16 protein-coding genes are annotated in these 14316 nt (G+C 37.3%); 10 read left to right on the forward strand and 6 right to left on the reverse strand.

Annotated elements, in window-relative coordinates:
* Positions 1 to 100 precede the first annotated feature (100 nt).
* From rsgA to crr, 4 genes are all read left to right on the forward strand, one after another.
* On the forward strand, positions 101 to 1162 hold the full coding sequence (rsgA, locus tag EV694_RS00865) for a small ribosomal subunit biogenesis GTPase RsgA (protein ID WP_132687929.1): 1062 nt from the start codon (positions 101 to 103) through the stop codon (positions 1160 to 1162).
* A 246-nt stretch (positions 1163 to 1408) separates the two neighbouring features.
* Entirely contained in the window at positions 1409 to 1666 is a 258-nt protein-coding gene (gene ptsH / locus EV694_RS00870; RefSeq protein ID WP_132687932.1) for a phosphocarrier protein Hpr, read from the forward strand.
* An 81-nt stretch (positions 1667 to 1747) separates the two neighbouring features.
* The gene (ptsI, locus tag EV694_RS00875; protein ID WP_132687934.1) at positions 1748 to 3475 is read left to right on the forward strand and encodes a phosphoenolpyruvate-protein phosphotransferase PtsI; all 1728 of its coding nucleotides are present in this window, start codon (positions 1748 to 1750) and stop codon (positions 3473 to 3475) included.
* A gap of 62 nt (positions 3476 to 3537) precedes the next feature.
* On the forward strand, positions 3538 to 4038 hold the full coding sequence (crr, locus tag EV694_RS00880; protein ID WP_132687936.1) for a PTS glucose transporter subunit IIA: 501 nt from the start codon (positions 3538 to 3540) through the stop codon (positions 4036 to 4038).
* A 393-nt stretch (positions 4039 to 4431) separates the two neighbouring features.
* Here the strand turns inward: crr and EV694_RS00885 are convergent, their stop codons facing one another.
* From EV694_RS00885 to EV694_RS00905, 5 genes are all read right to left on the reverse strand, one after another.
* Positions 4432 to 5448, reverse strand: a complete 1017-nt coding sequence (locus EV694_RS00885) for a multidrug effflux MFS transporter (RefSeq protein ID WP_341538819.1) — start codon at positions 5446 to 5448, stop codon at positions 4432 to 4434.
* A gap of 277 nt (positions 5449 to 5725) precedes the next feature.
* Complete coding sequence (locus EV694_RS00890; RefSeq protein ID WP_132687938.1) at positions 5726 to 6262, reverse strand: elongation factor P hydroxylase; 537 nt, start codon at positions 6260 to 6262, stop codon at positions 5726 to 5728.
* A gap of 83 nt (positions 6263 to 6345) precedes the next feature.
* Positions 6346 to 7209, reverse strand: a complete 864-nt coding sequence (gene htpX, locus EV694_RS00895; RefSeq protein ID WP_132687941.1) for a protease HtpX — start codon at positions 7207 to 7209, stop codon at positions 6346 to 6348.
* A gap of 86 nt (positions 7210 to 7295) precedes the next feature.
* On the reverse strand, positions 7296 to 7754 hold the full coding sequence (gene rimI / locus EV694_RS00900; RefSeq protein ID WP_132689162.1) for a ribosomal protein S18-alanine N-acetyltransferase: 459 nt from the start codon (positions 7752 to 7754) through the stop codon (positions 7296 to 7298).
* A gap of 4 nt (positions 7755 to 7758) precedes the next feature.
* Positions 7759 to 8184, reverse strand: coding sequence for a DNA polymerase III subunit psi (locus EV694_RS00905; protein WP_132687943.1), 426 nt, complete (start codon positions 8182 to 8184; stop codon positions 7759 to 7761).
* A gap of 132 nt (positions 8185 to 8316) precedes the next feature.
* On the opposite strand from EV694_RS00905, the gene rsmC reads away from it, so the two are divergent.
* The 5 genes from rsmC (at position 8317) to EV694_RS00930 (ending at position 12407) form a co-directional block, all read left to right on the forward strand.
* Entirely contained in the window at positions 8317 to 9333 is a 1017-nt protein-coding gene (gene rsmC / locus EV694_RS00910) for a 16S rRNA (guanine(1207)-N(2))-methyltransferase RsmC (RefSeq protein ID WP_132687945.1), read from the forward strand.
* 164 nt (positions 9334 to 9497) lie between these two features.
* Positions 9498 to 10157, forward strand: coding sequence for an amino acid ABC transporter permease (locus EV694_RS00915; protein ID WP_132687947.1), 660 nt, complete (start codon positions 9498 to 9500; stop codon positions 10155 to 10157).
* Positions 10147 to 10815: an amino acid ABC transporter permease gene (locus EV694_RS00920; protein ID WP_132687950.1), complete on the forward strand. Its 669-nt coding sequence runs from the start codon at positions 10147 to 10149 to the stop codon at positions 10813 to 10815. Before EV694_RS00915 ends, EV694_RS00920 begins: the two co-directional genes overlap by 11 nt.
* Position 10816: 1 nt before the next feature.
* Positions 10817 to 11581, forward strand: coding sequence for an amino acid ABC transporter ATP-binding protein (locus EV694_RS00925; protein WP_132687952.1), 765 nt, complete (start codon positions 10817 to 10819; stop codon positions 11579 to 11581).
* A complete protein-coding gene (locus tag EV694_RS00930) occupies positions 11565 to 12407 on the forward strand; it encodes a cysteine ABC transporter substrate-binding protein (RefSeq protein ID WP_132687955.1) in 843 nt (280 codons plus the stop codon). Before EV694_RS00925 ends, EV694_RS00930 begins: the two co-directional genes overlap by 17 nt.
* A gap of 167 nt (positions 12408 to 12574) precedes the next feature.
* Here the strand turns inward: EV694_RS00930 and EV694_RS00935 are convergent, their stop codons facing one another.
* Positions 12575 to 13099, reverse strand: a complete 525-nt coding sequence (locus tag EV694_RS00935) for an SRPBCC family protein (protein WP_132687957.1) — start codon at positions 13097 to 13099, stop codon at positions 12575 to 12577.
* A gap of 238 nt (positions 13100 to 13337) precedes the next feature.
* Here EV694_RS00935 and EV694_RS00940 point away from each other — a divergent pair, with 238 nt between their 5' ends.
* Positions 13338 to 14243, forward strand: a complete 906-nt coding sequence (locus EV694_RS00940) for a LysR family transcriptional regulator (protein WP_132687959.1) — start codon at positions 13338 to 13340, stop codon at positions 14241 to 14243.
* The last annotated feature ends 73 nt before the right edge of the window (positions 14244 to 14316 follow it).

A 14316-nucleotide genomic window follows, 5' to 3' on the forward strand; every position in this document is an offset into this window, starting at 1 on the left:
ATACGAATTTTGGGCTATTTTAATCAAAAATACATAAAAAAACGACCGCTCTTTTGGATTTTTTGCGATCGTGCTAGCAAAGAGAATATTTATTTTTACTATGGCAAAAACAAAACTCACTAAAAACCAACAACGGCGTATTCGTTCTAATAAAGCGAAAACCTTGCATCGTCATCGCTCAAATAGTGAATATGAGGAACTTTGGCAAGATGATTTACTTGGCGAGCCACAGCCGGGCTTGGTGATTACACGTTATTTTGCTCATGCGGATGTCGAGGATCAACAAGGGAATATTTTTCGTTGTAATTTACGCCGTACTTTAGCCAATGTGGTTGTGGGGGATAGGGTATTATGGCGGCAAGGTCATCAGCATTTGCAAGGGATTAGTGGTGTTATTGAAGCCGTTGAGCCTCGCCAAACCGAGCTTTGTCGCCCGGATTATTATGATGGCTTAAAGGTAATTGCGGCGAATATTGATCGTATTATTATTGTCTCGGCGGTCTTGCCTACATTATCCTTGAATATTATTGATCGTTATTTGGTGGTATGCGAAACCGTACAAATTTCTCCGATTATTGTGGTTAATAAAGCGGATTTATTGACAGATCAACAACGTGAAGAGGTAGAGCAACAGCTAAAGATTTATCAAGACATTGGTTATCAAACCCTGTTGATTTCAGCGAAAACAGGGGAAAATATGCAAAAACTGACCGCACTTTTAGCGGAGGGATGTTCAATTTTTGTTGGGCAATCTGGGGTAGGGAAGTCTAGCTTGGTTAATCATCTTTTACCTGATGTAAATGCACAGACGAACGAAGTCAGTGAAACCTCAGGATTAGGGCAACATACCACGACTTCATCACGTTTATATCATTTACCACAAGGGGGAGCCTTAATTGATTCCCCCGGGATTCGTGAGTTTGGTTTATGGCATTTGGAGCAAGAGCAAATCGCTAAAGGCTATCGTGAGTTTCAATATTTTCTGGGTACTTGTAAATTTAGGGATTGTAAACATCAAACCGATCCCGGTTGTGCCTTAAAACAAGCGGTGGAACAAGGGAAAATTCACCCCATACGCTTTGAGAATTATCATCGTGTGGTGGCAAGTTTAAGTGAAACAAAATCTCAACGTCATTTTGTGCTTGATCCCTTGAATGATTGATTAAAATATAGGAAAAAAGCTAAATTTTGTCTAAAAAATATTCTATAATGGCTTTTTTTTGTGGACTAGCTCAAATTTTTATTGGATTATTGTTGATTATTTTATTGGAATAATCATACTAGGCACGGGATTTATTTTTATTCATAAAATAAATAGAAAATATAGCCATTTATCTTGGTATTTTTTATTTGCTATTGTGCTATATGTAACGAATTTTTATTGACTATTTTTATAGAGGAAAACATTATGTATTCAAAAGATGTTGAAATTACTGCACCAAACGGTTTACACACTCGTCCTGCTGCGCAATTTGTGAAAGAAGCGAAAGCCTTTACTGCGGATGTTACTGTAACTTCAGGCGGAAAAAGTGCCAGTGCGAAAAGTTTATTTAAACTACAAACCTTAGGCTTAACGCAAGGCACTGTGATTACCATTTCTGCTGAAGGCGAAGATGAACAACAAGCAGTCGAGCATCTTGTTGCCCTTATTCCAACCTTAGAATAATGATGTTGCCACAAAATATTGTGGCATTATTTTGTGTATTTCGCGTTAAGCATTTTATTTTACTCATAAAAGGGTCATATAATGATTTCAGGAATTTTAGCTTCTCCGGGTATTGTTTTCGGTAAAGCCTTGGTGCTTAAAGAAGAAAAAATTGTGCTTGATTTTCAAAAAATTACAGAAGATCAGATTGACACAGAAGTTGCACGTTTTTATTCAGGGCGTGATGCGGCGGTTCAACAATTAACAGCGATTAAAGAGCGTGCCCGTCAAGCCTTAGGGGAAGAAAAAGAAGCCATCTTTGAAGGTCATTTGATGATTTTAGAAGATGAAGAATTAGAAGAAGAAATTTTGGACTATTTGCGTAGCCATAAAGTGAATGCAGGTGTGGCGGCAAGTAAGGTCATTGATCAACAAGTGGCAATGCTGTCCGAAATTGATGATGAATACTTAAAAGAGCGTGCAGGCGATATTCGTGATATTGGTAATCGCTTAATCAAAAATATTTTAGGTATGCATATTGTGGATTTAGGCGATATTAATGAAGAGTCAATTTTAGTGGCTTATGATTTAACTCCGTCTGAAACCGCTCAATTAAACCTTGATAAAGTGTTAGGGTTTATTACAGATATTGGCGGAAGAACATCACATACTTCTATTATGGCACGTTCTTTAGAATTGCCAGCTATCGTGGGAACAAATAATGTAACTGCGTTAGTCAATTCTGGCGATTATTTAATTTTAGATGCCATTAATAATGCCGTTTATGTTAATCCATCACAAGAAGAGATCGATCGTTTACGTGCCTTGGAACAACAAATTAATGAAGAAAAGGCAGAGTTAGTAAAATTAAAAGATTTACCTGCTCTTACCCTAGACGGACATCGTGTTGATGTGGTTGCTAATATTGGTACCATTCGTGATTGCGAGGGAGCACATCGTAATGGTGCAGAGGGGGTAGGATTATATCGTACCGAATTCTTATTTATGGATCGTGATCACCTCCCAACGGAAGAAGAGCAATTTATTGCCTATAAAGAAGTGGTTGAGGCAATGGACGGACGCTTAGTGATTTTGCGTACCATGGATATTGGTGGCGATAAAGATTTACCTTACTTGGATTTACCAAAAGAAATGAATCCATTTTTAGGCTGGCGAGCAATTCGTATTGCTTTAGATCGCCGAGAAATTCTTAATGCTCAATTAAGAGCAGTATTGCGTGCGTCTGCCTTTGGTAAACTCGCCGTTATGTTCCCAATGATTATTTCAGTAGAAGAAATTCGTGAATTAAAATCGGTGATTGAAACCTTAAAACAAGAATTACGCAATGAAGGCAAAGCCTTTGATGAAGATATTCAAATTGGGGTAATGGTTGAAACACCTGCTGCCGCAATGAATGCAAAATTCTTAGCAAAAGAAGTAGATTTCTTTAGTATTGGCACCAATGACCTAACCCAATATACCTTAGCGGTGGATCGTGGTAATGAAATGATTTCACATTTATACAACCCAATGAATCCAGCGGTACTTGCTTTAATTAAACAAGTTATCGAGGCTTCTCACGCAGAAGGGAAATGGACAGGTATGTGCGGCGAATTAGCTGGCGATGAAAAAGCCACTATTTTGCTATTAGGTATGGGATTAGATGAATTTAGTATGAGTGCGATTTCTGTTCCTCGTATTAAAAAATTAATTCGCAATGTTGAGTTTGCTGAAGCGAAAGCCCTTGCCGATAAAGCATTAAGCCAACCAACAAGTGCCGATATTGAACAATTAGTGGCAGATTTTTTAGCAGAAAAAGCATTAAATTAGATACAAATTGATTTTTTTGCGTTAAAATGCGAACAAATATCACTTGGTAGGAGATAAAAATAATGGGATTATTTGATAAATTATTTGGTTCAAAAGAAAATAAAGCCGTTGATGTAGAAGTATTCGCCCCACTCTCTGGCGAAATTGTCAATATTGAAGATGTACCTGATGTTGTTTTTTCAGAGAAAATTGTAGGCGATGGTATTGCTATTCGTCCAACGGGTAACAAAATTGTTGCGCCTGTTGATGGTGTAATTGGTAAAATTTTTGAAACCAATCATGCGTTTTCAATGGAATCAAACGAAGGGATTGAATTATTTGTTCACTTTGGTATTGATACCGTTGAATTAAAAGGTGAAGGCTTTACGCGTATTGCCCAAGAAGGACAACAGGTTAAACGTGGTGAAACCATTATTGAGTTTGATTTACCATTATTAGAATCAAAAGCAAAATCGGTATTAACCCCAGTAGTTATTTCTAATATGGACGAAATTAGCCATATTGAAAAGAAAGCTGGCGAAGTTGTGGCAGGGGAATCTGTTGTATTGGTTCTAAAAAAATAATGATTTTTAATTAATATTATCAAGCCCTCTATATTAGAGGGCTTTTTGTTTGCTTTATAAAAATAAGAGGATATTGATTTAAAATAAAGTGCGGTGGGTTTTGGGATTATTTTTTCACTGTTATTTCTCCGTTATTGCTAACGGATTTTGTCGTTGGCAACTTACTAGTGTAATGGACGAAATAATTCAAAAACCACCGCATTTAATGTTAAGTACTGTATATTTAACCCTATACCAAAACAGTTTTTTAATCCTTAATCTCTTTCTTAACCCTTAAATAAATCATAAAGGTAATGACACCTGATAAAAGCATTGTGATGGCGGTAGAATAAAAAATATTACCTAAGCCTACTAAGGGCGATACTATTGCGCCAGCAAAGAAAGGGAAAAAACCTAATAATGCGGAGGCGCTGCCGCTTGTTCTCGTTCGCTATCCATAGCAAGAGCGGAAATGGCTGGTAAGATAAAGCCAATAAATAATAATAAGGTAAATAATCCTAATTCCACCAACCAAACGTTAATTTGACCAATTAAGGCGAAAGTGAGATAAATACAGCTGATTAAAATGCCTAAACTTCCCCATAATAAAGCCTGTTTATTGCGGATACGACCGCCAACATTAGAACCTAATAATAATGCTGTTCCATTGGCGGCAAAGCATAAGCTAAAGGCGAAGGCTGAAAGTTGATAATGGGTTTGTAATATAAAAGGAGAGGCGGAAATATAAGCAAACATTGCGGCAAAAGCAATGGATTGCATAAGGACATAAGTGATAAAAAGTTGATTACGGAAGATTTTTCCGAATATAGCAAAACTGGCAAATGTGCTGGTGGTTAAGCGTTTTTGTTCAATTAATGATTCGTTTAAGCGGAAACAGATTACAAATAATAAAACGCCGATTAGGGTTAAGAATGCGAAAATGCCTTGCCAATCAATGTATTTGAGCAAGAAGCTGCCAAGTATAGGCGATAATATGGGTGCCATGCCGTTTACGGTCATTAATAATCCAAAGAAGCGGGTCATTTCTTTGCCTCGATAGAGATCTGTAACCACGGCACGAGAGATCACGACACTGCCTGCTGCGGATAAGCCTTGTATAGTGCGGAGAAAAATAAAACTTTCAATATTAGGGGAATAGATCAATAAGAATGAGCTTAAGATATAGATCACTAAGGAGAGCATTAAGGGTTTTTTACGCCCAAACTTATCACTAATCGGTCCAAGTAATAATTGCCCTACTGATAATCCTATCATCGCCGAAGTTAAACTTAATTGTGTCATTGAGGTATGCGTGGCGAAATATGCTGCTAAGTCAGGTAAGGCAGGTAAATATAAATCAAGTACAAAGGGACCAAAAGCGGATAATGTTCCCAATAATAATACCAAAAAGGCTTTGCTATTTGCTTTCATTTCTTGTCCTTCTAAAGATAAAAAATGTGTTGATTATAAGGTAAAGTTTGTTGTAATACTAATCTATAGCCGTTCCATTTTGTTTTATTTTAAATTGGTACGACTATTAAAGGTTACTTGAAAAAATTGACTGGGGGATAATGATTGAAAATATTCATATTTGGGAAAATTATTCTAAAACGCACCGCACTTTAATACAAAGCCAATAACGTTCCTTATCCCCCTTAAAAAAATCCCTGTCTTTTATTAAGAACGATAGAATAATTGAGTTTTTAGCTTAAATCCGACTTACATCAAACTTACTTAAATCAAGATGGGGATCTGTTTGATAAAAATCACAGAGCGCTTGTTGAAATATTGCGGTGCGTTTAGGCAAACCTTGCTCAGCATAATGCTTTACTTGTTGATAAATGGCTTGTTTAAAGGGATTGGCATCGCCGGGGTTGCCCGATAAATTATCATGGCTAGCAAAGAAACGATAGCCTGCCGCTGTGGATAAGATCCATTCTATGGCTTGGGGTTTGACTTCTACCTTCTCAAATTCTCTTTGCCGTTCGGCACTACGTCCATCAGGCTCATACCAATAACCAAAATCTTCTAATTGTCGGCGAGCTTTACCTGCTACAAGCCAATGAGAAATTTCGTGTAATGCACTGCTATAAAAACCATGAGCAAAATAAATGCAGTGATAGGGTTGTTGAGCATGGGCTGGAATATAAATGGGTTCATCGCCGCCTTTGACTAATTTGGTTTGGTATTGGTCTGCAAAGCATTGATTAAAGAGTCGGATTAAATCTTGGTAATGGTGTTGCATGGGTTGCTGTCCTAATGAGCAAAATAATAATTATTTAAAACCCCATACTGGCGCAGTATGGGGTAAAGGTTATTCACGAGGAATTAGCCATTTAAGCGGTTTAAATTTCTTAATGCTTCAATACGTTTTTCTAACGGTGGGTGGCTCATAAAGAGTGAGGCAATTCCACCACGTTTGCCATTAATAGCAAATGCGGCTAATTGTCCTTCTAATTGTTCAGGTTCATGCAATTTTTGCAGACGTTGTAAGGCGGCGATCATTTTTTCTTTGCCCACTAATTCAGCAGAGCCTGCGTCCGCTTTAAATTCACGATAACGAGAAAACCACATTGCAATAATGCTAGCAAGGAAACCAAAGACCACTTCAAGTACCATTGCTACTAAGAAATAAGTGCCGCTGCTACTTTCGCCATCACGTCCACTCGATACCGCTCGGGCGATTAAGCGAGAAATAAAGATCACGAAAGTATTTAGTACCCCTTGCAATAAGGTCATGGTTACCATATCGCCACTTTTAATATGGCTGACTTCGTGTGCTAATACCGCTTCGGCTTCATCACGGGTCATTTGATTTAATAAGCCTGTACTCACAGCTACTAAGGAATTATTTTTGCTCGCGCCTGTGGCGAAAGCGTTCACATCGGCGGAGTGATAGATTGCCACTTCTGGCATAGGTAAGCCCGCTTGTTGTGCTTGTTGGCGTACCGTATTCACTAGCCAACGTTCTTGTTCATTGCTAGGATTTTCAATAACTTGTGCATTTACTGCACGTTTTGCCATGGTTTTGGATAAAAATAATGATATTAATGAGCCTGAAAAACCAAATAGGGCGGCGAGGATTAATAACCCCATGGCATCTTGTGATTGAATCCCCGTTAAGCTCAAAATAATATTGAAAACAATAAGCACCGCCATATTGGTGGCTAAAAATAAAAGAATACGCATCATAACGAAAAAAGTCCTTTGTGGTTAGGTTGATAATCTTTCCTATAATGGTTATTAACTTGTTAAATTTCAAGGGGAAAAAGCATATTTTATAGATGAATTGCCATAATAATGGCATTTTCTCGTTCGCCTGTTGGCGTGGGGTAATAATTTTTGCGAATATCAATCTCATTAAATCCCATTTGCTGGTAAAGATGGTGAGCAATATGGTTGGATTGGCGTACTTCTAACCATAGGGTTGCAATACCTTGTTGGCGTAATTGCTGAAATAAATGCTGTAATAATTGCTTGCCTAATCCTTGTTGTTGCCAATCAGGGTGTACCGCTAGATTAAATAAGGTTGCCTCATCTAATACGGTTTGACAAATGGCAAATGCCACAATCTGATTTTGTTGGCTCAGTTTTAGGTTCAGGTAATTCTCGCCTTGATTATTTTTTAAAGTACCTAATGACCAAGGCACAAGATGTGCTAATTGTTCAATTTGATAAAGTTGCTTAAAATCCTGTTCTTCAATGCTAGAAAGGGTAAATGCGTTGTGGTTATTCATCATATTATTCATCATCAGTAAGGCTTTGATAAATGCTTTGCCATAATTGTTTTTTGGCTTGTGCATTTTGCCGAAAAGTTTGCCAGCTTGGCGATTGCCATAAGGCGGTTGCTTGTTGGCAAAGGGATTGGGCTTGTTGTATTTGTTGCGGATCATCGCTCAGTAGCCAATAAATTCTATCAGGCTTAATTGACAGATGAGCAAAATTTGAAAAGGCAATAAGTTGGCAATCTTGAGCAGCTATATTGATTGCTCGCAAAATATCTTGTAATAACACCGCACTTTTGGCTATTGCCTGATCACTAATGATCACCAAACGGATATTTTCCGCAATATTCATCTGAATCGCCCCTTTAAACACCTCGGGACGTTGCAGTTTCCATTGGGTTATCCCCATTTGTTGTAATAAAATATCACGCCGATGATTCATTTGATTTCATATAGGTTTAGGAATAATGGCGGTTATTGTAAACAAAAAATGTGTTTAGGGTAAGAGGTAAGCCATATTGTTGTTAAGGAATTTGCTATATACTATGCTTTTTTCTCTATTAAGGAATTTCTTGTGTTGTCATTAGAAAGCGAAGTACTACAACGTCATCTTGATTTTATCAAACATAAATCTCTGTTATTTGCTGGGGCAGTCAATGATGATTTTGCTCAACAATTATCCCAACAATCTTCATCAATACGCCTTTGGTCTTGTTATTTTGGAGACCGCTCACAATTAGATAAAAGTGCGGTCAGTTTTTCTTCTTTTTTTAATCAAGATCTTTCCGCTCAACCAGCGGAATTAATCCTTTATTATTGGACGAAAAACAAACAAGAAGTTCAGTTTCAATTAATGCAACTTTTGGCACAATCGCCCCAAGGGCAACAAATGCTGATTGTCGGCAATAATCGTTCAGGTGTGCGATCCGCCGAAAAAATGCTTGCACCTTATGGGGACATTGCCAAAATTGATACGGCTCGCCGTTGTAGCCTTTATCATTTTTGTTTAACCCAACCTGTCAGGGCTGATGTGGCAGATTATTGGCATATTTATCAACATCATAGCCTTGCCCCCCTCAAAATTTATAGTTTACCCGGGGTATTTAGTCGTCAAGCCCTTGATCAAGGTACCGAATTATTACTTTCTACCCTGACTCAACCCATTCAAGGTAAAGTCTTGGATCTTGGCTGTGGGGCGGGAGTTATCGGCAGTTTTATTCAATACCATAACCCACAAGTTGAATTATTAATGACCGATATTCACGCTATGGCATTAACATCCGCACAACGCACTCTTGAGGAAAATCATTTGCAAGGGCAAGTGAAAGCCAGTAATGTTTTTTCCCATATTGAGGGCAAATTTAATTTGATTATTTCCAATCCTCCTTTCCATGATGGCATAGAAACGGATTATACTGCGGTGGAAAACCTCATTCGCCAAGCAAAACAATTTTTGCTTGCCGGAGGCGAATTACGTTTAGTGGCGAATAGTTTTTTACCTTATCCTGATTTATTAGATCAACATTTCGGACAACATCAAGTTCTGGCGAAAACAGGAAAATTTAAGGTTTATTCTGTGATTAAACATTAACTTAAGTATTATTGTTGTGCCACTTTAAATTAAAAAATTAAAACGACCATATTATAAAAAGGTATTAATATTCTGTTTTGTTATTATTAATACCTATTCATTCTTTTTCATTATATATGCCTTGTTTATAATGGCTTGCAATAAGAAAACTTTTTGCGTTTATTATGAACTGGCAATATATTAGCAGCGTCTTACCTAAATTTATTGATGCAACATTCATTACCTTACATTTGGCATTTTGGGGCATTTTATTTTCCTTGATTGTCGGTGTGATTTGTGCCGTATTAACCACTTACAAAGTAAAATTCTTGGCCACTCTCGCGAAAGTTTATATTGAAATTTCACGCAATACCCCATTATTAATTCAAGTTTTTTTCTTATATTTTGGTTTATCCAAAATTGGTATAAAGTTAGATGGCTTTACTTGTGGGGTTATAGGCTTGGCTTTTCTCGGTGGCAGCTATATGGCAGAAGCTATACGAGCGGGCTTAGAAGCGGTGAGCAAAGGACAAATTGAATCGGCGTTAAGTATTGGGCTTACCCCAATACAAGCCTTTCGTTATGTGATTTTTCCCCAAGCCTTGGCGATAGCCACGCCAGCAATAGGGGCAAACTGTTTATTTTTAATGAAAGAAACCTCCATTATTAGCGCTATTGCAGTGGCAGAATTAATGTTTATGGCAAAAGAAATTATTGGTATGGATTATAAAACCAATGAAGCCTTATTTTTATTAGTGGTCTTCTATTTAATTATTTTATTGCCAGTTTCTATTTTTATAAGTTATTTAGAACGCCGAGTAAGGAGAGCAAAATATGGGGCTTAGTATTTTGTTTGAGGGAAATAACTTAGAACGTTTGTTAATGGGATTATGGGTAACCGCCAAAATTGCGTTTATTTCCGTCTTTTTCGCTTGTTTATTGGGGGTATTACTTGGTGTAGTAATGACCAGTAAAAACCGATTTATCAAAGCCCTTTGCCGTTTATATTTAGAAATTGTACGCATTATTCCGTTATTGGTGCTACTTTTTATTACCTATTTTGGTGTGGCAAAATGGTTTAATACCCATTTAGACGGCGTATTGGTGTGTATTTTGGTGTTTATTTTTTGGGGAACGGCAGAAATGGGCGACTTAGTCCGAGCGGCTTTAACCTCCATTGAAAAACATCAAATTGAAGCGGCTCAAGCCTTAGGCTTAACACAAAGACAGGTTTTTATTTATATTTTATTACCACAAAGCCTAAAACGCGTAACACCGGGGGCGATTAATTTATTTACTCGAATGATAAAAACCAGTTCATTAGCAATGTTAATCGGGGTATTAGAAGTGATTAAAGTGGGACAACAGATTATTGAAACCGCGTTATTTACCGATCCTTCAGCGGCTTTATGGATTTATGGGGTAATTTTTCTGCTTTATTTTATGATTTGTTATCCCCTTTCTTTATTCTCACAACGATTAGAAAAACGCTGGGAAAGTTAATATGGCATTATTAGACGTTAAAAATGTAGTCAAAAAATATGGAAAAGTGACCGCACTTCAAGGTATTAATTTAACCATTGAAAAAGGGGAAGTGGTGGTCATTTTAGGGCCATCAGGTTGTGGTAAAAGCACCTTTTTACGTTGTATTAATGGCTTAGAACCCATACAAAGCGGACAGCTATTATTACAAAACTATGGTGAACTGGGCAAAGATATTTCTTGGGTTGAAGCAAGACAACATATTGGTATGGTATTCCAAAGCTATGAACTTTTTGCCCATTTATCCGTAATTGATAATATTTTGCTCGGTCCCCTAAAAGTCCAAAAACGCCAACGTGCAGAAGCGGAGGCACAAGCAGATAGCTTATTAAAACGAGTGGGCTTATATGATCGCAAAAATGCCTACCCAAGAGAATTATCAGGCGGACAAAAACAACGCATTGCCATTGTGCGAGCTTTATGTATGAACCCTGAAATTATGTTATTTGATGAAGTTACCGCGGCTCTCGATCCCGAAATGGTCAGAGAAGTCTTAGACGTGGTGCTAGGTTTAGCCAAAGAGGGAATGACAATGCTCATTGTTACCCATGAAATGTCCTTTGCCAGACAAGTTGCCAACCGAATTATCTTTATGGATAAAGGACAGATTGTTGAACAATCCAGTCCAGCACGTTTTTTCACGAATCCAGACTCAGATCGTGCAAAAGCCTTTTTAAACATCTTAAATTATGAACCAAGAGGAGTTGACTATGAACAAAATATTTAAAACCGCTACCGCATTACTTGCCACAGGATTACTTGCCACGTTAGTGGGTTGTGGCGATAAAACGGAAAATACCGCTCAAGTTTCTCGCCTTGAACAATTAAAACAAGCGGATAAAGTGAGAATTGGGGTATTTAGCGATAAACCACCCTTTGGTTATGTTGATCAAACAGGTAAAAATCAAGGTTTTGATGTAGAAATAGCTAAAGCCATTGGCAAAGATTTACTTGGCGATGAAAATAAAGTGGAATTTGTTTTAGTAGAAGCGGCTAACCGAGTGGAATATTTACAATCCAATAAAGTAGATATTATTTTAGCGAATTTCACTGTTACGCCAGCACGTCAAGAAGTGGTAGATTTTGCTAAACCTTATATGCAAGTTGCTTTAGGCGTTGTTTCGCCAGAGGGCAAAGAAATTACCGATATTGAACAATTAAAAGATAAAACCTTATTATTAAATAAAGGCACAACCGCCGATACTTACTTCACTAAAAATTACCCAGAAATTAAAACCTTAAAATTTGAACAAAATACCGAAACCTTTGAAGCATTGCGTGATGGACGAGGCGATGCCTTAGCCCACGATAATACCTTATTATTTGCTTGGGCAAAAGAAAATCCCGGTTATGTTGTCGGCATTAAACATTTAGGCGAACAAGATTTTATCGCTCCAGCAGTAAAAAAAGGCGACACAGAATTACTCAACTGGCTTAATAACGAAATTGAAAAACTCGGTAAAGAAGGCGTATTAAAACAAGCCTATGATAAAACTTTATTACCTGTTTACGGCGACACAGTGAGTGAAAAAGAGGTGTTGGTGGATTACTAATAAGTGCGGTTAGAAAATAAGAAATTTTAGGGCTAAAGTAGTACACATTACTTGATATACTTTAAAGCCTTTGAGTTGTTAAACTATAACCAAAATATTTAATTTTCTAGATCAAATAAAAGATTTCCTGTTATTTTGACAGGAAATCTTTCTAATTTAATTTCTAATTAAAGGCTCAACCCCATTTTCACACTTCTTACAATCCCATCAAGCCATTCTTGATGCCCGTTGATCATTGGGTTTGGGACGGTTTTTGCTAATTCTTTTGCTGGATTGCCGTTTTGTGTTTCTTGGGTCAGAATGCGTACTCGTCCGCCGTCAAGTTGTTCAATTAACCAAGCGTGATGAACATCAAGTCGGTCTTCAGCCCCTTGTTCGCCACTCCAACCATGCCAAGCAATGCGAGCAGGTTCGCCATTTTGAGCGGGGATATATTCGGTAATTTCTGCTTCAACAGGAAAACCAAAGGTTTTGAAAAAGAAACGTGCTTGTGGATAAAGCTCAGTACCTTGGTAATCATGATAGAAACGAATATCACTTACGTTAGTATAATAATGTGGCCAATATTTTGTATCATTTAAATATTGCCAAACTTGTTCTATTTCGGCATTGGCAATAATCACTTCGTTAGAACAAAAATTATCCGTAAAACCTGGAATATAGCCTTCTGGCCAATGAATTGAATGTTGCATAATATTTTCCTCAATATGTCATCGTTGTTTCAATTTAAAATGAGACAAGGCGGTACGGCGAAATATACCAACACTGTATCATTTTAAAGTGGAATGATTATAAAATTTTTTATTTATCAACCGCACTTATCTTTGTTGATAAGCCTTTTGATGACGACAGTATAAAACCCTTTGCAGATATAAGTAAAATCATAATAAAATATATTCAATATCATTTATTCTGATATATGGATTTATTATGAAAAACTTAAAAACCCTTGATTTCAATTTGCTAAAAGCCTTTGATGCGTTATTTGATGAACGTAGTGTGAGTAAAGCGGCAGAACGCCTAGCGATTAGCCAGCCTGCAATGAGCGGTGTGTTGCTACGTTTAAGAGAGAGTTTTGATGATCCGTTATTTGTTCGGGTACAACGTGGTGTTGAGCCAACCAATCGTGCTTTAGGTTTAGCTGTTCCCATTAAAAATATTTTAAAGGAGGTAGAACAATTACTCCAAATTGAAGAGTTTAATCCCCTTAAAGCAGAGATGGTGGTAACCATTGCTTGTACGGATTATTCTTTGCGTGCCATTATTAAGCCTTTTTTAATTGAGCTAAATCGCCAAGCCCCCAATATTAAATTAGCAACATTGAATATTGATGAAGCCTTAGTACCTCAACAATTGGAAAAAAGACAAATTGATTTTGCCTTGACGACTGCGGATTTTCAGGCAGCGGATACCCATTTTCGTCATTTATATCAGGAAAAATATGTGTGTGCCATGCGTAATAACCACCCTTTAGCCCAACAAAATCGATTGAGTTTGGCTGATTTTTGTCGCTATCCACAAGCGTTATTTTCTTATTCTGGGGGGCATTTTCGTGGGGTGACTGATGAGGCATTAGCGGAATTAGGAAAACAACGTAATGTGGTGTTGTCCTCACAACATTTTCTGATTTTGCCAGAGGTGTTGCAACAAAGCGATTTATTGGCGGTGGTGCCAAAACGTTTGGTGCAATCATTGCCTGATATTTATTATCTTGATCCACCATTACCCATTAAAGGATTTACTAAAACCTTGGTTTGGCACGAACGTACGCATCGTGATCCTGCTTATATTTGGTTGCGTCATTTAATAGAGCAATGTTGTCAAATATATCAATAATACTGATATGATGTATCAGTAAAAATCATAAGATTTTATGGCATATTTTGGTATATTATGGACGCTATCTCAT

Source organism: Volucribacter psittacicida, assembly GCF_004339025.1.
In the GTDB taxonomy this organism is placed as follows: Bacteria; Pseudomonadota; Gammaproteobacteria; order Enterobacterales; family Pasteurellaceae; genus Volucribacter; species Volucribacter psittacicida.